The sequence below is a fragment of the Terriglobia bacterium genome (genome assembly GCA_020073185.1).
Classification (GTDB): Bacteria; Acidobacteriota; Terriglobia; order Terriglobales; family Acidobacteriaceae; genus JAIQGF01.
Window position 1 is genome coordinate 19,894 of the sequence record JAIQFT010000002.1, and the last position, 24,230, is coordinate 44,123.

The window sequence follows — 24,230 nt, forward strand, 5'->3', positions numbered from 1 at the left end:
TAACAATGGGGCGCTAAGCTCGGGGTGGGGAATTCGGATGAGTATCGCCGTCATTTTCGCGACGCTGATTGCCATCGCCGTCATCGTCATGCTGCTGACCGGTCGCGCGTCCCCGAATCACAGTTTTGCCCTCGAGATGGTGAAACGGCTCGCGGACGAAGAAGCTGACTCGCCGGCCGGGCGCGCGTCTCGCCCAGCGGCATAGATGGTGACTCCACATTAGGGTCGAAAGTACCCTTCCGGCTAAACTATTGCTAAGGTGAAACAACAAATCTTTTTGGTTGAGGACGACGCGGACATCACCCGCCTGGTGCGCCATCATCTCGAAGCTGCGGGCTACTTGGTGCGTTCCTTTACTTCGCTCGCCAGCGTCCTGGCCGACGCTGTCAAGCAACACCCGGCGCTTTTTCTCCTCGACATCATGGTGCCGGGCGGCAGCGGTCTGGCACTCTGCGAGCAGATTCGCCAATCGGAAACGCTGGCTGCCACGCCCATCATTTTCCTCACTGCCAAAGCCGCCGAATCCGACCGCGTGCTCGGCTTCGAACTCGGCGCCGACGACTACATCACCAAGCCCTTCAGCCCGCGCGAACTGGTGGCGCGCGTCAAGGCCGTGCTGCGCCGCTTCGAACCGCCGCTGCTGGCCTCGGTCCGCGAACTCGGCGACCTGCGCATTGACACCGGCGCCATGACGCTCACGGTCCGCGGCAACAACGTCGCCACGACCGCCACCGAGTTCCGCCTGCTCGACTACTTCGCCCGCCATGTCGGCCGGGTCTTCACCCGCGACCAGTTGCTGGACGCCGTTTGGCGCGACACCGCCTTCGTCACCCCGCGCTCGGTGGATGTCTACGTGCGCCGCCTGCGCGAGAAGATCGAAAGCAATCCCGAAGATCCGCGTTATCTGAAGACGGTTCGCGGCACTGGCTACCGCTTCGAGGCGCCGCGATGACCAACCGCATCTTCTTCAAGCTGCTCGGCGCCTTCGTGCTGGTGATTGCGGTCGCCACCCTCACCCTTGACTTCCCTGTCCGCAGAGCATGGGAAGAATCGCTTTACAACGAAATCCGCACTGCGCTGGAGCAGAAAGCCGCGATGTTCGCGCAGGCGGTACAACAGGACCGCGACCGTCGCAGCCTGCAAGCCATCGCCGACGACGTCTCCCACGCTGCCGACGCCCGCGCCACCATCATCGCAACCGACGGAGGTGTCCTGGCCGACACCGGCGCCAATCCCGCCGAGATGGAAAACCACGCCACCCGGCCGGAGTTCATCGCCGCGCTGCGCGGCAGCGTCGGCTCGGCCACCCGCACCAGTCATACCGTCGGCATTCCGTTTCTTTATGTCGCCGCTCCGATATCGGGCGGGGCCGTGCGCCTCGCGTATCCGCTTTCCTCCATCCGGCAGATGACTCGGCGCGTGACCCTCTACCTGATCTGGGCGTCGCTGGCTGCGCTCATCCTCGCCACCATCATCTCCGCCGTGGTCGCGCGCCTGATTTCGCGGCGATTGCAGCGCATCGTCGCCTTCGCCGAGCGCATCGCCGCCGGCGACCTGAGCGCGCGCATCGAGGAGTCCTCCGCCGACGAGATCGCGCATGTCGCCTCCGCCCTCGACCGCACCGCGCGCCAGTTGGAACAGAGCTTCGCCGCCGTCGAGACCGGACGCAAGCAACTCGAAGCGCTGCTCAACAGCATGCAGGAGGCGGTGCTCGCCATCTCGCGCGACCGCCGCATCCAGTGGTCGAACGGCCCGATGAACGCCATCGCGCGTATCTCCATCGGCGCACCTCTGGTCGGCGCCGTCCGCGACCCCGACGTCCTCGCCGCCATCGAAGGCGCGCTGGAGACAAAGGGAGTGCGAACCACGCGCGCTGCCGCGCTCGTTCCTGGCCGCACCTTCAGCGTGACCGCCGCTCCCTTGCCCGGCGGCGGCGCCGTCGCCGTGCTTCACGACATGACCAGCATCGAGCGCGTGGAGAAAACCCGGCGTGACTTCATCGCCAACGTCTCGCACGAGCTGCGCACGCCGCTCACCTCCATTCAAGGTTTCGCCGAGACGCTACTTGACCTGGAAGCATCCGACAACGCCGATCCCGCCACCAAGCGCGACTTCCTCGAAGTGATCCGCAAGAATGCCGCCCGCATGGCGCGGCTCACCGAAGACCTGTTGGTGCTGGCGCGGGTCGAATCCGGCGAGCGCGCCTTCAACTTGCGCCCCACTTCGCCCGCCACCCTCCTCGACGACGCGGTGGAAACATTCTTCGAAACCGCCAAGGCCGGCGGCATCGCAATCCAGGTCGAAAATTCCGCCACGCCGATGGTGCAGGCCGACAAGGACGCCATCCATCAGGTGTTCACCAACCTGATTGACAACGCCATCAAGTACGCCGCCTCGGGCGCGCGCATCGAGGTGGGCGCGCGCGATGACGATGCCGGCGTCGAGTTCTACGTGCGCGACTACGGTCCCGGCATCGCCTCCGAACACCTGCCGCGCCTTTTCGAGCGCTTTTACCGCGTGGACAAGGCGCGCTCCCGCGAATCCGGCGGTACCGGCCTTGGCCTCGCCATCGCCAAGCACATCGTTCGAGCTCACGATGGCGTCGTCCGCGTCACCAGCGAGCTCAACCGCGGCTCGAGGTTCTCGTTTGTCCTGCCACGAGCCGCCGTTCCCGCAGTGCAATAACCTCACATGACGTGCGTCGAAAGCGCTTGGAGCAATCTCGCGTCTCCCGGTGTCCAATGCAGTGACAGCGAGTGCGCGGCGAGGTCCCCATCTCTCGCCGCCGCACGATGGGGAGATCGGACGCCGCCGTGTTTACTGAATCTCTCCTGGAGTCCTGTGCCCGCACGCGCCGCGGCTGGACCACGTTCCTCTCCTTTGCCGCGCAGACTGCGGTCGTAGCCGCGCTGGTGTTGCTTCCGCTGTTTTATACGCAAGCGTTGCCCGCGATAATCGATCTCGGTCGGCTGATCGGCCCTCCGCCCGGCAAGGTGCCGCGGGCAGCGTCGACCGAGCGCCGCGCCACGCGTAACTCGGACTCGGAACTGGTCGGCGACACGGTGCGCGAACCGATCCGGATTCGCCAAGGGGTTGCCGAGGTTCACGATCAGGGCGCCCCTGAACCCGTGCCTGACAACGGATTGGTAATTCCGGGCGGAACCGGTTCTCGCGAAGCTGGAACGCAGATTATGGCGCTGTTTGCCGTCCCGCCCAGGCCAGCCGCGCCGCCGCCGCCGGTTCCGACGCGCCGCGTCGCGGTCTCCTGCGGTGTGCTGCAGGGTTTCCTCCTGCACCAAGTCCGCCCGGTGTATCCGATGCCGGCGATCATCGCCCACGTGCAAGGTGCGGTCGTGCTGAGTGCCGTGATCAGCCGCGCCGGGACGATTGAAAATCTACACGTTGTGAGTGGTCATCCTCTGCTGGTGCGAGCCGCGGTTGAGGCGGTGCGGCAATGGCGCTACCGCCCCTACCTGCTGAACGGAGAGCCGGTCGAAGTGGATACTCAAATCACGGTCAATTTCACTCTCGGCGGCGGCTGATCTCGATCGCCGCCCGGACCATCGCCACCCTCACGCCATCAGGCGTGTTCATTCACCAATCGCCAATCGCATATGGCTTCTGGACCAGCCCCAAACTGGAACCGACCGTTTACGCCTTGGCGCTTTCTGACGTGCCCGTTTTGTTGACTTTAGCAGCGCTGGTTCTAAGCTGGCTTGGAGCACGGTCTTTGCCAGCGCGCCCAACCCGCGTGCTGGTTCTGTCCGCCCGACGCCCGCGTGCCGCGCCGCTGCGGCGCAAAGGGGTGCTCGCGAGTGCCGTGTGGATGGATCGCCCCGTAGTGGGGAACACGACCTCCACGGGGCCCAATTTTTGCCACATCAGCCCCGTCGCAGGGACGACACCTTTTGATCTATCGACAAGCCGGCTTCAACAATTCCCGTATCTCTTTCTTTCTCTTCACCGGCAGCGTCTTCAACGCACTCCGCGCCAGCGCCACATACACCTCGCGCGCCTCCGGCACCGCCCGCAGCACTTCCAAATGCCGCCGCACCGTCTCCACGTCCCCGCGCACCAGCGGTCCGCTGAATGCGCCCGCCTTGCCGCGCTGCAAATAGTTGCGCACGGTCTGCTGCAGGATCGGCCCCATCGCTGCCCGCGCCGACGCTTCGCTCAATCCCGCCCGCCGTGCTACCCGCTCCGCCGCCGCCACCGTCGCCACGATCAGCGGCGACGTGAACGCCCCGAACGCGTGGTACATCGGCTTTCGCTGCGCCTCAATTACCACCACGCGTCCTCCGAGGTCCTGCGCCACCCGCCGAGCCACCCGCACCGCCTGCCGATCACCCTCAATGGCGAAGGTCACGCCGCGCAGCTCCGACCGCACCTTGCGCACAAATGTCATCATCGGATGAATCGAGCCGACGGCAGCTCCGCGCTCCTTCAGCCTCTTCAACTCCCAGCTGCTCAGCGCGCCGCTGCAGTGCAGCGCGATCTTACCCGCCCACTTCCCTTTTTTCGCCAACTCGCCTGCGCACGCGGCAATCGCGCCATCGCTGACGCAGATCCAAACCATGTCGGCGGAGAATTTCGCCTCTTCCAACTCGACCGCGCGTGTCCCCAGACCGCGCGCCAGCGTCTCTGCGCGTTTCGCCGTTGCGCCCCCGCGATGCACGATCTCCTCCACGCGGTATCCCGCCGCGTGCAGCGCGCGCGCCATGGCGCTCCCCAAATTCCCCGGCCCGATAATCGCGATGGTTGGCTTGCGCATGAAGTGGCGGAAGCATAGCAGTTGTCAATCTGCCCTCGCCAGCCAATCACAATTCACCAATCACGATCGCCAATCCCTTTCGCTCGCGTATATTGACAGCATGTCCCGCTCCCGCAAGCCCAAGCAGGCCAAGCTCCTCTCTTCCCGTGTCGTCTATCGCGGACCGGTGTTTTACGTGGCCACCGACCGTGTCCAGGAGCCCGGCGGCATCACCGTGCGCCGCGACGTCGTGCGCCACACCGGCTCCATCGTCATTATGGCGGTGGACAACAGCCGTTCCGAGCCTCGCGTCCTGCTTGCTCGTCAGTACCGCCATCCTGCCGGCGATTATCTCTGGGAGCTCCCCGCCGGGCGCATCGATCCTGGAGAATCCGAACTGGCCGGTGCCAAACGCGAGCTGGTGGAGGAAACCGGCTACGCCGCCACTCACTGGCAGCGCGCGTTCTACTTCTACGCCAGCCCCGGATTCCTCGACGAAACCATGGCCGTCTATCTCGCATCCGGCCTGAAGCGTGGCCAAGCCCAACCCGAGGAAGACGAGGTCATCCAGAAGCGCATGTTTCCGCTCTCCCAGCTTGTCCGCATGGTGATGAGCGGCAATCTCCGCGACGGCAAGACCATCTGCGGCGTGTTGTGGCTCGCCGAAAAACTCCAACTTGGCCGAAGAGCCGCTCAAAAGTCCTCCTCGGCCGCGTCTCTTTAAGACGCTGCGCCTGGCGTGCCGCCCACACCCGTCGCCGGCCACCGTGCCTGTATACTCTCTTGACAACACATCCCAACGGCAGGAAAATGACATCCAATATTCGTAAGATCCCCTTCTGCCCAACCACGATGTGGCGCCCGCAAGCGCTCCGTCGCAATTGGCCGTGGTCTTGATGGACTTCTAACCGCGCGTGGGGGGGGCGCGGCGGCGGTACCCGTACGGAGGAAGAGAAAGGTGGCTCGTATTAAAGGCAAAGTAAAGTGGTTCAATAACGCCAAGGGGTTCGGCTTCATCGGCCGCGACGATGGTCCGGACGTCTTTGTCCACTACAGCGCCATCACCTCGGAAGGCTACAAAAGCCTGCAGGAAGGAGATGACGTGGAATTCGAGATCGTGCAAGGCCAAAAGGGGCCTCAGGCCGGCAACGTCACCAAGTTGTCCGCCTAGCAACACCAAATTCAATCACTTCGCTAGCCCAGCCCCTGAGGCTGGGCTTTGTTGTATGGCCTTCCCCAACTGCCAACCGCCGATAGCCGACAGCCTGTTCGCAGGCATAAAATCCTCTGGCGTATGCCCGAACCGCGCCCGCTCGACAACCAGGCTATCGCCTCCATCTTTTACGAAACTGCCAGCCTGATGGAGATCAACGGCGACGACCCCTTTCGCGTCCGCTCCTACCGCCGCGCCGCGGAGGCCATCGAAGCGCTCGACCAGCCCATCTGGGCCCTGATTCCCGAACCCAGGAAGTTGCTGGAAATTCCCGGCATCGGCAAAGGCATGAGCGCGCACCTGCAAGAGCTCTATGAAACCGGGCGTGTCGGACTGCACGCGCAGCTCCTGGAGAAATACCATCCCTCGATGCTCGAGCTGCTCAAAATCCAGGGCCTTGGCCCCAAGACCATCGCGCTGCTGTGGAGCGCGCACCAGGTCAACGATGTGGACGGTGTCGAGAAGCTGGCGCGCGCCGGCAAGCTGCGCGAGCTGCCGCGCATGGGCGAGAAGCAAGAGCAGAAAATCCTCAAGGCCATTGAGGATTATCGCCGCATCTCCGGCCGCTTCTGCCTGGACGACGCCGACGCCGTCGCGCACAAGCTCGGCGATCATCTCGCGCATTTGCCCGGCGTGGAGAAGATTACGCCCGCGGGCTCGCTGCGCCGCGGCCGCGAAACCGTCGGCGACCTCGATATCCTCGTAACCGGCAAGTGTTGTGCGCACGAGCAGCAGCGCAACCACGTCATCGAGCAGATCGTGAGCTTCCCCGGCATTCTCGACGTCATCGCGCGTGGCGAAAACAAGGTCAGTTTCAAGCTGCGCAGCGGCATGCAGGTGGACGTTCGCCTGCTTCCGCCGGAGTCCTTCGGCGCCGCCTTGCAGTATTTCACCGGCTCCAAGTCGCACAACGTCGCCTTGCGCCAGCGCGCGCTCAAGCTCGGCTTCACGCTCAACGAATACGGGCTGGCGAAGCTCGACACCGACAAGCGCGTCGCCGGCAAGACGGAGGAGGAAATCTACGCCAAGCTCGGCATGGACTGCCCGCCGCCTGAGCTGCGCGAGAACGGTGGTGAAATCGAGGCGGCCATCGAGCGTCGCCTGCCCAAGCTGATCGAGCGGCGCGACCTCCAGGGCGACGTCCACATGCACACGGTCGAAACCGATGGCAAGTGCACCATCGAGGAGATGGCCGAAGCGGCGCGCGCCCGCGGTTACCGGTACATGGCGATCACCGACCATTCCAAGAACCTGGCCATGGCCAATGGCCTCGACGATAAGCGCGCTGTCGCCCACATCACGAGGATCCGCAAGGCCGGAGAAAAGCTGGAGGGCATCCGCATTTTCGCTGGAATCGAAGTGGACATTCTCGCCGACGGCTCGCTCGACCTTTCCGATTCGGTGCTGGAGGATATGGACATCGTCATCGCCAGCGTGCATTCCGCCTTTAACCAGGAGCCGCAGCAGATGACCGGGCGCTTGCTGAAGGCGATCGAGAACCAGAACGTCTCGGTCATCGGCCATCCCACAGGGCGCATCCTGCTGCGCCGCGACGCCTACCAGTTCGATATGGAGGCCGTGCTCGCCGCCGCCGCGCGCAACAAGGTAGCGATGGAGTTGAACGCCTATCCGGACCGCCTCGATTTGTGCGATCGCCATCTGCGCATGGCCAAAGAACGCGGCGTGAAGATCGTCATCAACACCGACTCGCACCACACATCGCACCTGGAGAAAATCAAGTATGGCGTGTTGCAGGCGCGCCGCGCGTGGCTGACAAAAGACGACGTGCTCAACACTTTACCGGCGGAAAAATTCGCCCAAGCGATGAAGAAACAGTGGCCAGTGGCCAGTGGCTAGCGGCCAGTCAGAGAGCAGGTATCTGATAATCACCAATGCGCGCGTTACCGTGGAAACGAGGGCCTTTCGTCCGCGAAGCGTCGCGTTCATGTGCGGGCTTTCGTTCCCGGGCACTGGCCACTGACCACTTGTTTTCAGCGCTTCACACGTGAGGAATCTGCCGTATGCCGGAAGACAACGTAAAACTCAATCCGACACCGGACCCTAAGCCAAGCACGACGCCGGCAAAACCGCAGGTCGTCAATCATGACGCCGACAACTACGATCGCGCCCATGTCCCCATGGGAGAAGAGTTCGACAAGGCGAAATGGACTCTTCCGCCCTGGCAGCCTGTGGTCATCGCGCTGGCCATCGTTGCCGTGGTGGTCGCGTTCCTGTCGTGGATCACAAGGGCCAAGCCGCAAGGCAAAGCGACCATCGACAACATGAACGTCGTCCAAATCCAGGGCGACAGCGTGCTGGTCGCGGTCAACGTCACCTTGAACAACTCCGGCCAGAAGCCGCTCTGGATCCACGACATCACGGCGCAATTGAAGACCGACAAGGGCGATTTTTCCGACGAGGCCGCACCCGCCGTTGATGCCGAGCGCTACTACCAGGCGTTCCCTGACCTGAAGCAGAACACGCTGGCGGCGCTGTTGCCGGAGGCCAAAATCGCGCCCGGCGGCGCGCAGAAGGGGACAATCGTCTTCAGCTTTCCCGTGACCAAGGACCAGTTCGAAAAGCGCAAGGCGTTGACGGTAACCATTCAGCCATACGAACAAAAACCCGTGGTGATGACGAACTAGTGTGCGGTGAAAAGTGATCGGTGGCCAGTAAACTGTTCCGGGATTGTACGACGGCTTCAGGATTCCGCCGATTGCCCCAAGCGATTTGGGAAGTTTGACTCTCAGCAAACGGCAGCTTAGGATGCCCGCACAGCCGGCCTGTTTTCACGGAGAGCCTAGTGTCGCGCCTGACAGGAAGAGACCTCAGAACCTTGCTCGCATGGATCGTGATCGGCGTGGTGGGCGCCGTTGTCGCGGTCCGCTACTACCACGCCGCATTTCCGGAAGCCGCGCTCAACCTCAAGGTCTCCAAGGGTGAGGCGCTGGAGACGGCGCGCAAGTTCCTGGCCGAAAACGGCATGATGGTGGATGGCTACGAATCGAGTATCGTGTTCCACGTCGACGAGAACGCGAAGACTTACCTGGAGCGCGAGCTCGGCCTGGAGCAGGCGAACAAGCTCATGGCCGGACCGGTGCTTGTCTGGGCCTGGGAGGTGCGCTTTTTCCGGCCACAGCAGCAGGAGGAGTTTAGCGTCAGCGTAAGCCCAGCGGGACGAGTGGCCGGGTTCTCGCACACCATCGAGGAAGCGCGGGCCGGGGCAAAGCTGGAGCACGACGCGGCGCAGGCCATCGCGGAAAAATTTGCCGGCGCACAATACGCGGACTTCGCCTCCTATGATTTTCTGCCGGCGGAGGCGAACTCCAACGACCGTCCCAACCGCCGCGACTGGAGCTTTACCTGGGAACGGCGCGGGTTCAAAGCGCCGCAGCGTGAAGACGGCGCGTCTTACCGGTTACGCGTCAGCGTGCAGGGCGACAAGCCCGGCGCCTCCAGCGAATTCCTGAAAGTGCCGGAGGCCTGGCAGCGCAGCTACCAGAGACTGCGCTCCAGCAACGCTTTTTACGGCACCATCGCGCTGATTCCCTACTTGCTCCTCAACGGCGCGATGCTGTGGGTACTGTTCGGTCTTGGCCGCCGCGGCATCGTCCGCTGGAGCGGCGCGCTGAAGCTGGGATTCGTGCTCGCCATCCTGTTCTTCGCCATGACGGCGAACAACTGGCCGGTGACACGTGCCGCCTACGACACCAATTCGTCGTACCCGTCGTTCGTGGTGCAGCACCTGGCACTGGCGCTCGTGGGAAGCTTGGCGCTCGGACTGATGGTGGCATTGACGGTAGCCGCCGGTGAGCCGCTGTATCGCTGGTCGCAGCCGGAGCAGTTGCGGCTGAACGTGGCGTGGACGCTGCCGGGAATCCGCAGCAAAGAGTTTTTCCGCTCCTGCGTGATCGGCCTGGGCATGGCCGCGGGACACATCGGGTTCGTGGTGCTCTTTTATCTGTTGGGAAGCAAAGTCGGGGTGTGGGCGCCGCAGGACGTTCCCTACACCGATGTGCTGAGCACCAAGTTTCCGTGGCTGTTTCCGCTGACCATCGGCGCCTACGCGGCGACGAGCGAGGAATTCCTCTTCCGGCTGTTCGCCATTCCCTTCCTGATGCGCCTGACCAACTCGCGCGTGTTGGCGGTTGTGCTGCCGGCGTTTTTTTGGGGGTTTCTGCACTCGACGTATCCGCAGCAGCCCGGCTACGTCCGCGGAATCGAAGTGGGGTTGATAGGAATCGTGGCGGGCGTGGTGATGCTGCGCTACGGCATCCTCGCAACCCTGGTGTGGCACTACACGGTGGACGCGGCGCTGATCAGCCTGTTCCTGCTGCGCTCGGGCAATTTGTACTTCCGCACGTCGGGCGCCTTGGTAGCAGCGGGCGCGCTGATTCCACTGTTGATCTCGGGCGGATTCTACCTGGCGCGACGACGATTCGAGCCCGACGAAGCGCTCCTGAACCGCGCGGAGGTGCTGACGGAGAAGTCCGTGCCCGAGGCCATGCCGGTGGAACGTCAGACAGCGCCGGTGGAAGCGCTGAGCGCCTCGAACATCAAGTTCGTGCTGAGCTGTGGCGTCTTGGGACTGTTGCTGGTGGTCATGATCAGGCCGCAACAGATCGGCGAATTCCTGCGCTTCCAAATTAACGCGCAGCAGGCAGCGGAGCGCGCCGACAGCGTACTGCGCGCGCGCGGAGTTAAGCCGGAACGCTATCACCGCGTCACCACGCTGGCGAACCACTCCGATGCTTACGTGAATGAATTCCTGCGCAGGAAGATCGGCATTGCGGGCGCCAACCGCGTTTTCCAGGACAAAGTGCCGCTGGCGCTGTGGCGCGTGCGCTACTTCCGCGACGGCGAGAAAGAAGAGTACGCAGCCGTGCTGCGGCCGGACGGCGCCTTTCATTCCGTGCACCACACTATCGAAGAGAACGCGCCGGGGGCGAAGCTCTCGCGCGAGGAGGCGCAGGCGCTCGCCGAAGAGTATCTGCGCGAGGAGAAAAAGCTCGACCTGAACCAGTGGAAGTTGGTGGACTCCAGCGCCGACGCGCGGCCGGCGCGCACCGATCATCAATTCGTCTGGGAGGAAAAGCAGGCTGCGGCGGGCTCGGGAACGGACGCGGCGCACGTGCGCGCCGAGTTGCACGTGTTGGGAGACGAAGTTTCCGGCTACCGCGTGTTCGTCAAAATCCCGGAACAATGGGAGCGCGATCAGCAGAAGCGGACGCTGCCGCGCGTGCTGCGCACGGTGTGGACGGTGGTCGTTTTCGCCGGACTGGGCGTCGCCGCGGTGGTGTTGTTCTTCAAGAACCTGCGGCAGCAAACGGTTCCCTGGAAGCGCATGGCGAAATGGGCGCTGGTGGCGCTGGCGGGTTCGGCCATCACTACCTTCAACAGCCTGCCGAGCGTGATGTCCAATTACCCGACGGCGGTGCCGCTGGCAACCTTTCGGACAATCATGAGCGTGTCGCTGTTCATCGCGGTGCTGTTCGGCTTCGCGGCGGCGGCGTATCTGCTGGGGCTGGCGTGGTTTTACCTGGCGCGCGCTTTCGGCGAGCAGAGGCTGCCAGGGTGGGGCGGGCAGCCAGCCAACTACTACCGCGACGCGCTGCTCGTCGGCGTGAGCGGGACGGCAGCGCTGGCCGGACTGGAACGATTGTCGTATCTCGCGTCGCAGGCCATGCCGACCCTGATGCGCTCGCTGGAGGCGGCGGTACCGTCGGGTTTGGACGCGTATCTGCCGGCGGCGCAGGCGATCGGCCACGCGCTCAGCACAGGAATCTTCGCGACGGCGCTGGTTGGCTTGGCGGCGGGGTTCATCGCGTGTTACCTGCGGCAGCGCTGGATGCAGTGGGCGCTGCTGTTCGGCGCGGCGCTGGCGCTGGCGGGCGATTGGGGCAGTCCCGCGGACTTTGCCCAGCACCTGGTGATTCGGCTGGTGACGCTGGCAGTGATCTGGGTCGCGGTACAGCGGATCGTGCGCTTCAATGCGATGGCGTACTTCCTGATCGGCGGATTGTCGGGATTGCTGTCCGCGGCCGCGGTCCTGCTGAAACAGCCGAATGCCTTCCTGCGGATGAATGGGTGGGTGGCGGTGGGCGCGGCGGTGGTGCTGGTCGCGTGGCCGCTGCTGGCATGGCGCGCGGCATGGCGAACCGGGACGGTAAGAGCGGCGGGCGCAGCGGGCTCGTAATCGTCGCGGACATGGTTTGATATCATTCCGCCGCTTCACGAACCCTGTGGGGCATTGTCATATCGTATCACGATATTTACAGTCAGGAGCACGCCATGACACCTGTCCGCGGCCGGTGCGCCGCCCTGCTGGCCGCTTGTTTCCTGTTCACACTGGCCGCGGCGGCGGCCGAGAAGCGTCCGATCACCGAAAAAGATCTGTTCCAGTTCACCTGGATTGCCGATCCGCAGGTTTCCCCCGACGGCACGCAGGTGGCGTTCGTGCGGATCGTGGTCAACGACAAGAAGGACGATTACGACACCTCGATCTGGACGGCCTCGACGCGCGGAGGCGAGCCGCGCATGCTGACCTCGGGAACGCGAGACGCGTCGCCGCAGTGGTCGCCGGAAGGCACGCGGCTGGCGTTCGTGCGCAGCGTGGAGAAAGACGGCAAGCGCCAGCCGCCGCAGATTTACATCCTTCCTCTCACCGGCGGCGAAGCGTGGCCGCTGACCAAATTGCCGAAGGGCGCGTCGCGGCCGACGTGGTCTCCAGACGGGCAGACGATCGCCTTCAACAGCCCAACCAATGCAGACGATCTCGCGAAGGAAGCGTGCAAGGGCGGCAAGGACGGCACGGACAAAGAATCCGAGAGTGACAAAGCGAAGTGCGCCAAGGCGGAGCACGAGAGCGACGTGCACGTCGTCAGCCGCGCCGTCTATCGGCTGAATGGCGCCGGATACCTGGATTTTACGCATCGCAACCACGTCTGGAGTGTTGCGGTCGGCGGCAGGCCGGATGAGGCCGTCAAGCCCACGCAGCTTACCTCCGGCGATTTTTCCGAGCAGGAGATCACGTGGGCGCCGGACGGGTCAAAAATTTACTTCGTCTCCAACCGGTCGTTGGAGCCGTATTACGAGTTTCCGCAGAACGCGGTATACGAGGTGCCCGCGGGCGGTGGCGAGAGCAAGGAAGTAACGCGCCTGGAGGGCGGCGCTCTGTCCTCGATTTCGGTTAGCCGCGACGGCAAGCGCATGGCGTTTTTCGGTTCGCTGAACCAGCCGGTGCGCTCCTACACGCAACAGGACTTGTGGGTGGTGGACCTTGTCGCCGGCGCCAAGCCGCGCAATTTGACCGCTAGCTTTGACTGGGACGTGGGATCGGGTGCATTCGGCGACCAGGAACCACCGCGCGCCGCGGGTGGCTCGCGTCCGCTGTGGAGCGCGGACGGAAATTCGCTGATCGTGCTGGTCGGTCGCGAGGGCCGCGGCAACCTGGAGCGGTTCGAAGTGGCTACCGGCAAGAATTCGCCGGTCACGCGCGGCGATCAGTCGGTGGACGCGTACGTCGAGAAGCCCGACGGCGCCATGACGGTGGTGGAGGTCAGCACGCCGACCATGATCAACGATCTGTTCCTGGTGCAGCCCAACGGATCACTGCAGCGGCTGACGGACATTAACCAGAAGCTCTTTGCGCAACTGAACCTCACCGCGCCGGAGGAAATCACCTACACCAGCTTCGATGGCAAGAAGATCCAGGCATGGGTGCAGAAGCCGCCGGATTTTGATGCGAAAAAGAAATATCCGCTGATCCTTAACATTCACGGCGGGCCGCATGCGGCGTACGGCTGGGTATTTGATCACGAGTTCCAATGGATGGCGGCTAAAGGCTACGTCGTGCTCTATCCGAATCCGCGCGGCAGCACGACCTACGGGCAGGAGTTTGGCAACATCATCCAGTACCACTATCCGGGCGACGATTTCAAAGACCTGATGGCGGGGGTGGATGAATTGATCCGGCGCGGGTACATCGACGATAAGCGGCTGGGCGTCACCGGCGGCAGCGGCGGCGGGCTGCTGACCGACTGGGCTGTGGGCCATACCACGCGATTTGCGGCAGCGGTGGCGCAGCGCGATATCGCGAGCTGGGCGGCGTGGTGGTACTCGGCGGACATCACGTTCTTTCAGCCGAACTGGTTCCACAAGCCTCCGTTCGAGGATCCGCAGGAATACGCGGAGCGCTCGCCGATCACCTACATCAACGAGGTCAAGACGCCGTTGATGCTGATCCTCGGCGATGCCGACTGGCGCACGCCGGAGGGAGCTGGCGGCGAGGAGATGTTTCGCGCGCTGAAATACCGCAAGGTGCCAACGGTGATGGTGCGCTTTCCGGGCGAGTCGCACGAATTGTCGCGCTCCGGCCAGCCGTGGCACCGAATTGAGCGCCTGGAGCACATCGTCAACTGGTTCGACATCTATCTGCAGGGAAAGAAAATTCCGGGGTATGAGCCGGGAGAGGAAAAGGCGTGGAAGTGAGGTGAAATTTTGACCGGGGTTCGAATGGTTCCACTTGGAGGCGGCGGATGTGAGAACATTAAGTCGCCGGAAGTTCATGTGAGCCGCACAAGTCAGCAGCCTCCTGCAGAGGAGAACACGATGGAGGACATTAGTACCGCCAAGGTTTTGAGGATCAACGAATGCGGCCACGATGAGTACTGGCTGCGGGACACGATCTACGACGATCCATCCATGCTTGATCTGGGTGATCTGCAGCCGATCAGCAAGGAGCGCACCCAATCACAAGGGGGAAGGCTGGATCTGCTGCTGAAAGACCCAGAAGACAATTCCATGTACGAGGTCGAGCTGCAGCTAGGAGAGACCGATGAGATCCACATCATCCGCACCATCGAATATTGGGCCAATGAAAAGCGCAAGTGGCCGAAGCGCAGCCATACGGCGGTGCTTGTCGCCGAGAGGATCACCAACCGCTTCTTTAACGTAGTGCAATTGTTGAGCATGTCCGTGCCAATCATCGGTATTCAGGCCAATGTGGTGGACATAGGCGGTGCGAAGGCGTTGCACTTCACCAAGGTGATCGACACCTACGAAGAGCCCGAGGAAGCCGAAGCGCCGCAGGAGTCCCAATTCGACGAGTCATACTGGGTCAAGAATTACCCGGCTACCTTGGAATGCGCGAAGTGGTATCGGGGCGTGGTGGAGAGACTCTATGGTGACGTTCCAGTTAGGTATTACGACAGCTACATATCGCTGGTTGTCGGAGGTGTTGCGAAGGTATGGATCAATAAGCGGGAGAACGACCGGGCGTTTATCCAGCTGAAGCTAGGCAAGGACCCAGAAGTCTCGGGTCGCCTGAGTGCCGAAGGCATCTCCTTTACTACCCACGCGGCAGGAACTGTGAACTTCAACGTGAACCTGCAGCAGCTCAAAGACCACGCAGAGACCCATGCGTGGCTGACATCTAAGTTGTCGCCCGAGAACTTGAAACTGGCACGCGGACAACCAGTTGGAGATAAGTAAAAGGCGTTTGGCACCGCTGAAGACGTCTCCTTTCACGGCAGCTCTCCAGTCTTCTCCATCAAAAAGCAGGTTCCTCGCTGCGCCTCCCTCGCGACGCTCAGTCGGTGCGGCTCGGAATGACACAAGCGATGGGGCTTTACGTCACGGCTGAAGCCGTGCCCCTCCGAACCAATGAACTTCCCCACCCTGTCTCGCCAAAAAACGGGCGAGACAAGGGTGGGGCAACCTCGGAATTTTGCTTGACGGAAAGGGTGGGCCAGCCCCCGGGACTCCTCACCAAGTCACCCGATCACTCGATCACGAAATCAACCGATCTATTTCGCCGGGCTCAAATCGTTGCCTCCGCCCTTCAGCGCCTGCTGCATCATTTCGACCACGTCTTTCTTCATCTTCGCCAGCGAGGTTACCTGGATGTACACCATGTGGCCGGCGGGATACTGCGCGGTCGAGATGTTGTTGCGCATGGCGGCGTCCAGGCCCATGTGAGCAAGCGTGTACTCGATGCCGTTGATGGGGGTGGCGTTGTCGTACCAGCCTTCCGCCACCAGCACGCGCATATAGGGATTCTTGACGAAGGCGCGGCGCAGGGCGTCGGCGGTTTCGGGAAATCCGCCGCGGGCGCCCGTGCCCATGTCCCACTGCGCGCCGATGCCGCCGCCGAGGATGTAATAGATCAGGTCGGTCTTGTAGCCGAGGTCGGAGCGGATGTACTCGTTAAGAACGGTGGTAAAGGGTGGACGGATGGCGGCTTCGCTGGGATCGTAGCCGTAGAGGTCGCCGCCAACGCCGCCCGGCGATGCCGGCCCGAGGAAGCGCGTGTCGAGACGTCCGACCTGGAGCTTGCGGTCGCGCAGCAGTTCGCGGCTGAAGGTCTGCTGGTCGATGCGCAGGTCGTGCTCGTCAATGATGACGGGGCTCAGCCCGGTGTAGCGCGCCAGGCGCTCGGTGGTGGCGCGACGTTCGTCCGCGGTAAGGCGGTCGCCCTTCTGCAAGGCTTCGGTGTAGCCGGTGTTGGCCCACTGCATGACTTCGGCCAGCAACTTTGCCCCGTCCATCGCCTGCTCATCGGGCGGCAGCTTCTTGTGATATTGGGCCGTCATGGCGTAGGTCGGAAGGTAGGCGATATAGGGCAAATCGTTGCCGCGCGCGAAGCTTAGGGTCTCGAAGTGCAGCACCGATGAAATGAGCGTGATGCCATTCAGCGGAATGCCGCGATCGATCAGGTAGCCGGACAAGCCCGCGGCGCGCGTGGTGCCGTAGCTTTCGCCGGCGAGAAACAACGGCGAGGTCCAGCGCTGGGAGCGGGTCAAGTACATGCGGATGAACTCGCCGACGGAGGCGATGTCGCCCTGCAAGCTCCAGAATTTCTTGCCCAGCTCCGGGGTCAGCGCGCGGCTGTAACCGGTGCCGACGGGATCGATGAAAACCAGGTCGGTGGCGTCGAGCCAGGTGTACTGATTGTCCTCGACCTGGAACGGGGGCGCGGGCATGCCGCCCTCGGGGAGCATCTTGACGCGCTTGGGGCCGATGGCGCCCATGTGCAGCCACACCGACGAGGAACCTGGCCCGCCGTTGAAGGCGAAGGTCAGGGGGCGTCCAACGGGGGGATTGTCCAGCGTGTAGGCCACGTAGAACATGTGCGCTTCGACCTTGTTGGTCTGCTCGTTCTTGATCGGCATCATGCCGACGGTGGCGGTGTAGCGCAGGGTCTTGCCTGCGATGGCGATCTGGTGATGCGTGACCACCGGCTTTTCTTCCGGAGGTTCTTTTTCCTTGTCGGCGACAGGGGGCTTGGGCTCGGCGTCACGCGGGTGTTCGCCTTCGGTGGTGTGTTCCGCCGTGGCAGGCGCGCGGCGCTCCTGGCCGCACAGCGCAATCGAACAAACAACCATCAGCACCAGGACGATGAAGTGGCGCATCTCAACTCCAGTCATGAGTCGATAAAGCGAACCGCGTTGTACGACACCCTTTAGAACGACAACCGGGCGGAAAACTGCATCGAGCGCGCGGGCAATTGCGCCGTAATGCCGACCAGCGGTTGTCCGAAACCGGCCGCGGGAGTGGCGCCATTGCCCCAAGTCCCGTTGTAGCCGACGAAGTTGGCGTGATTGAGGACGTTGAACGCTTCGGCGCGCAGTTTCAGTTGAACGCGCTCACCGAGGGCGAACGGCCGCTCCACAAAGGGCGACACGTCGTAGATGGCTTTGCCGCGTCCGGCATTGTGGGAAAGCACGACGCCGTTGACCACGGGACGGTCGGTGGTCCCGCCGGTGTCACCGCTGTTGATGCTCCCGGTCACAATATTGAAGGGCACGCCACTGGCCAGGGTCGAAACGCCGCCGATAGTGATCTTCAGCGGCGCCTGGTACGAACCACTCAGAACGAAGCGGTGCCGCTGGTCGAAGATGGCGTTGCCCTTCTCCGCCGCGCCGGTAAGATTCGGATCGTTGGGATTCTGGCCCGGGATGTCGGGATCGACGTTGTCAGTGGCATGCGACCAGGTGTAGCTGGCCAGCATGCTCAAGCGCTCGCTGAAGCGGTGGCTGAGGTTGGCATCGAGCGCGTTGTAGTGCGCGAACCCGTTGTTCACATCGGTCTGGATGAGGCGGTAGGGCGGCTGCGGGTTGGTAGCCGCGTTGGGGTTGCACGCGAGATTGTGTTGCGCGTACCACAACACCCATAAGGGCCGCGTGCAGTTGGCGGCCTGCGCACTGCGGATCTGCCCCGGCAAGGTGCGCACGAAGGACGTAGGTGGATTCACGTCGAGCGGACGATTGATCTTCAGCGTGTGCGCGCCGACGTAGTCCGCCGACAGCACCCAGTTCGAGGCAACCTCGCGCTCCAACCCAAACGTCCACTGCTCCGTGTAGGGATTCAACAACTGATTGGGATATCCGATAAGAGCGGAGGTGGGAAAGAACTGGTCCAAGAAAGCGCTTTGGCCGGGACGGATGTAGAGATCGCGCACCGGCTGCACGGCATTGGCGGGAAATGCGGGTAGAGGCGCGGCCGAGACGCTGGTCGGGAAACCGATCTGGCCGGGGCCGGCCGTGAAATTGAAAACGCCGTTGGGTCCGCCAAGCGCATAGTTGGCGGCGGCGTTGTCCACAACCTGCGAGTAATAAATGCCAAATCCGCCGCGGATCACGGTTTTGCCGTCGCCGCGCCAGTTGTAGGCAAATCCAACCCGCGGGGCGAAATTCCTGGCGGCGTCGGTGAATGTCTGACGCTCATAGCGGAGACCCAGGTTGAGGGTCAGGTTGGGAAGCGCGCGGAAGTCATCCTGCGCGAACAGCGACCACATGGTATCGCCGACCACGTAGTTGGCATTGCCGTAGCTCTGGGTGTAGCTCCTCACGTTCGCCAAGTTGTTCAGGTAGGCGGCGCTCTCGCAGGTGGCAATTGATTGGTTGCACAGATTGTAGGTGAACGAGCCGAGGAAAATCGGCCCACCAAATTCCTTGCTGTTGCCGCCGCTGCGCGCGTGGAGAACGTCGGCGCCGAATTTCAGAGTGTGACGACCGCGGACCGCCGACAGGGTGTCGCCAACCTCATACTGGCGATTCAACAGCATGGCGGATTGCGACGTGCCGGTCGTAAATGTTGCCGCGCCGGCGATGGGCACAGCGAACTGTGTGCCGAACAATACCGGGTCGAAGGCGGTGATCGGCGATGCCAGTTGAAACTGCAGGCGCAGGTTGTTGAGCAACGACGGGCTCAGCACGGCGGTCTCGCCACCTTCCACGGCATAAGTACGCCGCCGAAAAATGCGATCGACGCTGGGCAGGTTGTTGCCGCCCACAGTGCCGTTGGGATTGGTATCGCGGAAGCTATCCACGTCGCCCCGCAAGAAGAGGAGGTGCTTGTCGTTGATCTGGTGATCCAGGCGCGCGAATCCCAGCCAGCCACGGTAGTGCCCAACAAAGATGCCGGGCGCGAGCGGCGAAATGATTGGCGACCCGCGGTTTTGCCAGTTGTATTCGCCGGCGGTATAGAAATGAGTGCGACCGCTGCTGCCGATCGGTCCGGAGAAAGCCGCCGCTGCCTGCCGCAGGGTATCGGTCACGAGGGCGTTGCCGATGGCGTTCGACGAAGTGGCGGTAAATCCGGAAAGACTCGCGGCGGTGTCGGCGGGACGCCACATGCCGAGTACGTCGCCATGAAAGCGGTCGCCTCCGCTGCGGGTGACAATGTTCACCACTGTGCCCGCGGTGAAACCGTATTCGGCGGAAAACGCATTAGTCAGGATGGTCATCTCCTGCACGGCGTCCTCGGGAACATTGGTGAAGATTGTCTGCCGGCCCCAGGCATCCGACCCGGAGCTGCCGTCAATCACGAACAGCGTCTGGCGCCGCCCGGTGCCGTTGGTGTTGAACAGGTTTTCGTTCATGAAAACGTCGCCTTGGTTGATAGCCGGGCGGTTGGCAGCGTTCAACAGGGGCAGGTAGGTAATTCGGCGATTGAGCAGCGGCGTTTCCTGAATCTGGGCCGACGAAAGCTGATTGCCGAGTTGGGGCTGGTCGGCACGCACCTCACCGGCGGCCCCGGTCACGGTGACTTCCGACGGCACACCCGCCGCGGTGAGAGTAATATCCAGGTTTGCCGACCTGCCTCCAACGAGCCTGACTTCATTCAACGTCACGTCGGCGAAGCCTTGCCGGACGGCTGTGATCGTGTACTCACCGGCGACAGGAAGGCCGCCAATGGAGAACGAGCCCAAGTTGCCAGTGGTTGCGCTGCGCTGCAAACCTGTCAGCGCATTCGTGACTGTGACCAGCACGCCGGGCACAGCAGCACGAGTTTGATCCAGAATTTGTCCGTGAATGGTGGCTGTGTCCGGTGTTTGAGCCGCGCACGTCAACCCCAAAACCATCACCAAGATCAATACGAGCGCCCGCTTCATTCGACTTTCCTCCGGCCAACAGAGATCATAAACGGCAACTTTGAATTTGACGAATCTGTACCAGGACGAGCAAGGAAACAAGAACCAAAGGCTTCCCGTTTCCGTATTTCCCAGTGTGAACACAGGTGCTTACTTTTCAGCCAACGTGGCGTCTAAACCGGTAGCCGCCGCTGCCAGACGGCGTTCAGGGAGCATTCGGTGAATCTCCGTGAAATCGCCCGCCAGACGCTGGGTTCGATGCGCGCCCACAAGATGCGCAGCTTCCTGACCATGTTCGGGATCATCTGGGGCATCACCTCAGTGGTGTTGCTGGTGGGGTTGGGGCGCGGCTTCAATCGCGACCAGAAGCGCCGCTTGCGCACCATCGGCGTGGACCTGGCGATCGTATGGGGCGGACGCACCAGCACGGACGCGGGAGGCTACGCCGCCGGGCGCCCGATCCGGCTGCACGTGGACGACGCGCGGGCTATCCAGCGAGAGTGTTACCTGATCAAGACGGTCAGCCCGGAAATGATCCGGCCGGTGGCGGAGGTGAGCGCATTCAATGCCGCCAATCGCCCGGTGCGCGGCGTCTGGCCCGAATACCAAGGATTCCGCTCTCTCACCGCAGCCGAAGGACGGCTGATGACGGCGGAGGACGAAGCGCAGGGACGACGTGTGGTGGTGCTGGGAGACGAAGCGCGGCAGCAACTTTTCCGTGGCAAGCCGGCGGTCGGGGCGACGTTGGTGATGGCGGGCTATCCCTACCGGGTCATCGGCGTGCTCGAGAGGAAAAAACAAAACGGCAGCTACGGCTCCGGGCCGGATAACACGCAATTGTTTGTTCCCTACTCCGCCATGGCGCGCGATTATCCGCCGCCCAGCACCCCGGAGCGCCCATGGATCGACCGCGGCTACATCAACAACCTGGTGTTCGAGGTCGCGGATCCCGAGCAGCACGAAGAAGCCATCGCACAGGTGTACCGCACGCTGGGCCGACTTCACCACTTTGATGCGCAGGACAAATACGCGCTCTTCACCTGGGACACGATGTACGGCGCCAAGCTGTCGGAGAGAATCTTCGCGGTGATGACGATGTTTTTCGGCGCGGTGGCGCTGATGACGCTGTCGCTGGGCGGAATCGGTGTGATGAACATCATGCTGGTGTCGGTGACCGAACGCACGCGCGAAATCGGCGTGCGCAAAGCGCTGGGCGCCACCGCCGCCGACATTCAGCGCCAGTTCTTCGCCGAGTCGGCCACGCTCACGGCGCTGAGCGGAGCGATCGGGCTGGCGCTGGGGCTGGGTGTGTGCACCGCGCTGCAAAGTGTCGCGCTGCCGGACTTCATGCCGGCGCCCGTCATTGTCCCCGGCGCAATCCTGGCGTCCCTTGCGACGTTGTCGCTGATTACCATTACCGCGGGGATGTATCCGGCGCGGCGGGCCGCTTCCCTGTCGCCGATTGAGTGCCTGCGCTACGAGTGAACCAGCATGTGGCTGAAGGAAGTTATCGTCGAGAGCTGGCAATCGCTGACGCGCCACCGCCTGCGCAGCACGTTGACCATGCTCGGCATCACCTGGGGCCTGGTCACGGTAGTGCTGCTGCTCGGATACGGCCAGGGCGTGGGCGAGAGCGTGTTCAATGCGTTCATGGGTATCGGCAACAACGTCATCCTCTCCTGGGGCGGGCAGACCAGCATGCAGGCGGGCGGCGAGCGCGCCGGACGCCGTATCCATTTCAAGTACGAGGATATCCAGGCGCTTCGCGATGAAGTGCCGCTGCTCAAGGGCGTCAGCGCCGAGGACGACAGCAACCTCCCGTACAAATACGAAAACCGCGTCATCACCATATCCAGCAAGGCGGTGCAGTTCCCTTACGGCGCGATTCGCAAGCTCAACGTCGAGGAGGGGCGGTATTTCGAAGAAGCGGATTTCATCGAGCACCGGCGTGTCGTCATCTTCGGCCCGCTGGCGGCCAAGAGGATCTTCGGCGGGATCAATCCTGTCGGGCAATACGTCAGCGTTCGCGGGCAGGACTTCCTGATCATCGGGGTGCTGCAACTGAAAATCCAGGATTCGTCCAACAACGGGCCGGATAATCAAAACGTCTTTTTGCCGTTCGAGACCTATCGCGATGTCATGGATGTGCGCGATCCCGGGATGATCGTGTATGCGCCGCTCAATCCTTCCCTGCACCTCAAGGCGAGGGAAGCCGTGCGCGCCGTTCTGGCCCGCCGCCACCACTTCGATCCCAGAGATGACAAGGCCACGCAGGACTGGGATACGGTGGAAGATGCGCAGCAAATTCAGCAGTTCTCCATCGCGCTGCAGATCATTCTTGGCATCATCGGCGCGCTCACGCTGGGCGTGGGCGGGGTTGGGGTGATGAACATCATGCTGGTGTCGGTCACCGAGCGCACCCGGGAAATCGGCCTGCGCAAAGCGGTAGGCGCGCGCAAGTTCGATATCCTCGGGCAGTTCCTGGTGGAAGCGCTGGTCCTCACCTTCATCGGCGGCGCGCTGGGCATGGTTCTGGCGGGCGTGATCGCGCACACCGTGCCGGCCATGCCGCTCCATGCCGAGGAGTTCCACACGGCCAATCACGAGGGCGACATTTTTCTGCGCACCTCACCAGTGGTGTTGCTGGCATCGTTTTTCATCCTGTCCGCAGTTGGAGTGGTCTCCGGCTTCTGGCCGGCACTAAAAGCCGCGCAGATGGAACCCGTGGAAGCGCTGCGCTACGAGTGAAGCTGGGTGTTGCAGGACACAGCCTCGAAGATGGCATAAGTAATCGTTCCCGCAATCTTGCGAAGACTTGCAAACTGCGCTACCACCCGCTCCGACACCGGGTTCTGATACGCCACGAAAACCGGCCGCGGCGTTTCCCCCATGGACCACTCTATTACCGTCATCACATCGCCCAGAATGTCGTCGGGAAACGGATTAAAAAGAAAAATCACCAGAGGTTCCGGCGGGAGTTGAAAGCGACGGGCATCGGCGCAGTGTAATTCGAAGTGGCGGCACTGCTGTCGGTCACTGGAGTATAGGCGCACGTTTTCCTGCGCGATGTCATGCAGCTCCGGCAGCAGCTCCACCCCAATGATTCGCCGGAAGGGATAATCGGAGGCCATCAGCAGCGCGCGTCCCTTGCCCGAGCCCAGGTCAACAAAGGTGAACTGGCGGAAATCAATCGGGAGCTGCGCCATGACTTGGTGGAAGGTCAGCGGATCGCTGGGCTGGTAGGCGCGTCCGACAAACACTTCGCGGATGCGCGTCCGCAAGGGGAGGTTGGACCAGGTGGTATCGACGCGGTGGTCCCAGTCGAAATCCAGGTCCCCGAAGCGTATTCGCCGCCGCGATGGCAGAGCGTCGCGCGCAATCTCGAATGCGCCCTGAGCCAGCGCGGCCGTCGTCCGCAGCACACCGCGCCGCTTTACCGACTCCCGCAGCCACGCGCGATAGGAGAAACTCTGGCGGTTCACTGCGCTTCATTGTAATCAGCCCTCATAGCGCTGCCTGATAAACTGCACCCCTATGCCCGAGGCGTTCTCGCATTTGCGTGGCCGCAAGTACATTGACCTGGTCACGTTCCGCAAAAGCGGCGTGCCGGTGCACACGCCCGTGTGGTTCGCCGAGGAGGCTGACAAACTGTACATTTTCAGCCGGCCTGACGCCGGCAAGATGAAACGCATTCGCAACAATCCGCGAGTGGAGATTGCGCCGTCTACCATTCGCGGCCGCGCGCTCGGACCCTACGTTGCCGCCATCGCCCGCGTGGCCGCCAATCAAAACGCCGCGCGCCAGTCGATTCGTCGAAAATATTGGCTGGCCCGCATTCCGTGGCTGTGGAGCAAAGACAACGTTTACGTCGAACTGTCGCTTGCCTGAGTTTC

18 protein-coding genes are annotated in these 24,230 nt (G+C 62.7%); 14 read left to right on the plus strand and 4 right to left on the minus strand.

Going from position 1 to position 24,230, the window contains the following annotated elements:
* Positions 1-37: 37 nt before the first annotated feature.
* The 4 genes from LAN64_00645 (at position 38) to LAN64_00660 (ending at position 3,542) form a co-directional block, all read left to right on the plus strand.
* Positions 38-205 (plus strand): hypothetical protein, encoded by a 168-nt coding sequence (locus LAN64_00645; protein ID MBZ5566335.1) that lies wholly within the window; start codon positions 38-40, stop codon positions 203-205.
* Positions 206-259: 54 nt separating this feature from the next.
* Positions 260-952, plus strand: coding sequence for a response regulator transcription factor (locus tag LAN64_00650; protein ID MBZ5566336.1), 693 nt, complete (start codon positions 260-262; stop codon positions 950-952).
* Positions 949-2,685: a HAMP domain-containing protein gene (locus tag LAN64_00655; protein ID MBZ5566337.1), complete on the plus strand. Its 1,737-nt coding sequence runs from the start codon at positions 949-951 to the stop codon at positions 2,683-2,685. Before LAN64_00650 ends, LAN64_00655 begins: the two co-directional genes overlap by 4 nt.
* 128 nt (positions 2,686-2,813) lie before the next feature.
* Entirely contained in the window at positions 2,814-3,542 is a 729-nt protein-coding gene (locus LAN64_00660; protein ID MBZ5566338.1) for an energy transducer TonB, read from the plus strand.
* Between the two features lie 371 nt (positions 3,543-3,913).
* Here LAN64_00660 and LAN64_00665 read toward each other — a convergent pair whose 3' ends face one another.
* Positions 3,914-4,771 (minus strand): DUF2520 domain-containing protein, encoded by an 858-nt coding sequence (locus tag LAN64_00665; GenBank protein MBZ5566339.1) that lies wholly within the window; start codon positions 4,769-4,771, stop codon positions 3,914-3,916.
* 100 nt (positions 4,772-4,871) lie between these two features.
* Between LAN64_00665 and LAN64_00670 the strand changes: the two genes are divergently transcribed.
* The 7 genes from LAN64_00670 (at position 4,872) to LAN64_00700 (ending at position 15,455) form a co-directional block, all read left to right on the plus strand.
* On the plus strand, positions 4,872-5,474 hold the full coding sequence (locus LAN64_00670) for an NUDIX hydrolase (GenBank protein MBZ5566340.1): 603 nt from the start codon (positions 4,872-4,874) through the stop codon (positions 5,472-5,474).
* A gap of 243 nt (positions 5,475-5,717) precedes the next feature.
* Positions 5,718-5,921: a cold shock domain-containing protein gene (locus LAN64_00675; GenBank protein MBZ5566341.1), complete on the plus strand. Its 204-nt coding sequence runs from the start codon at positions 5,718-5,720 to the stop codon at positions 5,919-5,921.
* Between the two features lie 123 nt (positions 5,922-6,044).
* Positions 6,045-7,820 (plus strand): DNA polymerase/3'-5' exonuclease PolX, encoded by a 1,776-nt coding sequence (polX, locus tag LAN64_00680; protein MBZ5566342.1) that lies wholly within the window; start codon positions 6,045-6,047, stop codon positions 7,818-7,820.
* A gap of 164 nt (positions 7,821-7,984) precedes the next feature.
* Positions 7,985-8,608, plus strand: coding sequence for a hypothetical protein (locus LAN64_00685; GenBank protein ID MBZ5566343.1), 624 nt, complete (start codon positions 7,985-7,987; stop codon positions 8,606-8,608).
* 191 nt (positions 8,609-8,799) lie between these two features.
* Entirely contained in the window at positions 8,800-12,159 is a 3,360-nt protein-coding gene (locus LAN64_00690) for a CPBP family intramembrane metalloprotease (protein MBZ5566344.1), read from the plus strand.
* Between the two features lie 95 nt (positions 12,160-12,254).
* Positions 12,255-14,453: a S9 family peptidase gene (locus LAN64_00695; GenBank protein MBZ5566345.1), complete on the plus strand. Its 2,199-nt coding sequence runs from the start codon at positions 12,255-12,257 to the stop codon at positions 14,451-14,453.
* Between the two features lie 120 nt (positions 14,454-14,573).
* Positions 14,574-15,455: a hypothetical protein gene (locus LAN64_00700; protein ID MBZ5566346.1), complete on the plus strand. Its 882-nt coding sequence runs from the start codon at positions 14,574-14,576 to the stop codon at positions 15,453-15,455.
* Positions 15,456-15,769: 314 nt separating this feature from the next.
* On the opposite strand, the gene LAN64_00705 is transcribed toward LAN64_00700, so the two are convergent.
* Both LAN64_00705 and LAN64_00710 read right to left on the minus strand, forming a co-directional pair.
* Positions 15,770-17,374 carry a peptidase S10 gene (locus LAN64_00705; GenBank protein MBZ5566347.1) on the minus strand — a complete coding sequence of 535 codons (1,605 nt, stop codon included), beginning with the start codon at positions 17,372-17,374 and terminating at the stop codon, positions 15,770-15,772.
* Positions 17,375-17,424: 50 nt separating this feature from the next.
* Positions 17,425-20,358 carry a TonB-dependent receptor gene (locus LAN64_00710; protein MBZ5566348.1) on the minus strand — a complete coding sequence of 978 codons (2,934 nt, stop codon included), beginning with the start codon at positions 20,356-20,358 and terminating at the stop codon, positions 17,425-17,427.
* Positions 20,359-20,556: 198 nt separating this feature from the next.
* Here LAN64_00710 and LAN64_00715 point away from each other — a divergent pair, with 198 nt between their 5' ends.
* Both LAN64_00715 and LAN64_00720 read left to right on the plus strand, forming a co-directional pair.
* Positions 20,557-21,822, plus strand: coding sequence for an ABC transporter permease (locus tag LAN64_00715; GenBank protein ID MBZ5566349.1), 1,266 nt, complete (start codon positions 20,557-20,559; stop codon positions 21,820-21,822).
* A 6-nt stretch (positions 21,823-21,828) separates the two neighbouring features.
* Positions 21,829-23,085 carry an ABC transporter permease gene (locus LAN64_00720; protein MBZ5566350.1) on the plus strand — a complete coding sequence of 419 codons (1,257 nt, stop codon included), beginning with the start codon at positions 21,829-21,831 and terminating at the stop codon, positions 23,083-23,085.
* Here LAN64_00720 and LAN64_00725 read toward each other — a convergent pair.
* A complete protein-coding gene (locus LAN64_00725) occupies positions 23,076-23,819 on the minus strand; it encodes a hypothetical protein (protein ID MBZ5566351.1) in 744 nt (247 codons plus the stop codon). The genes LAN64_00720 and LAN64_00725 overlap by 10 nt on opposite strands.
* Before the next feature lie 52 nt (positions 23,820-23,871).
* Between LAN64_00725 and LAN64_00730 the strand changes: the two genes are divergently transcribed.
* Positions 23,872-24,225, plus strand: coding sequence for a PPOX class F420-dependent oxidoreductase (locus LAN64_00730; GenBank protein MBZ5566352.1), 354 nt, complete (start codon positions 23,872-23,874; stop codon positions 24,223-24,225).
* The last annotated feature ends 5 nt before the right edge of the window (positions 24,226-24,230 follow it).

What these genes read in the sequence shown, in the direction of transcription:
- LAN64_00665 (MBZ5566339.1), bottom strand. Translation starts at nt 4,771, where the DNA reads ATGCGCAAGCCAACCATCGCGATTATCGGGCCGGGGAATTTGGGGAGC.
- LAN64_00730 (MBZ5566352.1), top strand. Translation starts at nt 23,872, where the DNA reads ATGCCCGAGGCGTTCTCGCATTTGCGTGGCCGCAAGTACATTGACCTG.
- polX (MBZ5566342.1), top strand. Translation starts at nt 6,045, where the DNA reads ATGCCCGAACCGCGCCCGCTCGACAACCAGGCTATCGCCTCCATCTTT.
- LAN64_00720 (MBZ5566350.1), top strand. Translation starts at nt 21,829, where the DNA reads ATGTGGCTGAAGGAAGTTATCGTCGAGAGCTGGCAATCGCTGACGCGC.
- LAN64_00655 (MBZ5566337.1), top strand. Translation starts at nt 949, where the DNA reads ATGACCAACCGCATCTTCTTCAAGCTGCTCGGCGCCTTCGTGCTGGTG.
- LAN64_00685 (MBZ5566343.1), top strand. Translation starts at nt 7,985, where the DNA reads ATGCCGGAAGACAACGTAAAACTCAATCCGACACCGGACCCTAAGCCA.
- LAN64_00700 (MBZ5566346.1), top strand. Translation starts at nt 14,574, where the DNA reads ATGGAGGACATTAGTACCGCCAAGGTTTTGAGGATCAACGAATGCGGC.
- LAN64_00710 (MBZ5566348.1), bottom strand. Translation starts at nt 20,358, where the DNA reads ATGAAGCGGGCGCTCGTATTGATCTTGGTGATGGTTTTGGGGTTGACG.
- LAN64_00705 (MBZ5566347.1), bottom strand. Translation starts at nt 17,374, where the DNA reads ATGCGCCACTTCATCGTCCTGGTGCTGATGGTTGTTTGTTCGATTGCG.
- LAN64_00670 (MBZ5566340.1), top strand. Translation starts at nt 4,872, where the DNA reads ATGTCCCGCTCCCGCAAGCCCAAGCAGGCCAAGCTCCTCTCTTCCCGT.
- LAN64_00645 (MBZ5566335.1), top strand. Translation starts at nt 38, where the DNA reads ATGAGTATCGCCGTCATTTTCGCGACGCTGATTGCCATCGCCGTCATC.
- LAN64_00695 (MBZ5566345.1), top strand. Translation starts at nt 12,255, where the DNA reads ATGACACCTGTCCGCGGCCGGTGCGCCGCCCTGCTGGCCGCTTGTTTC.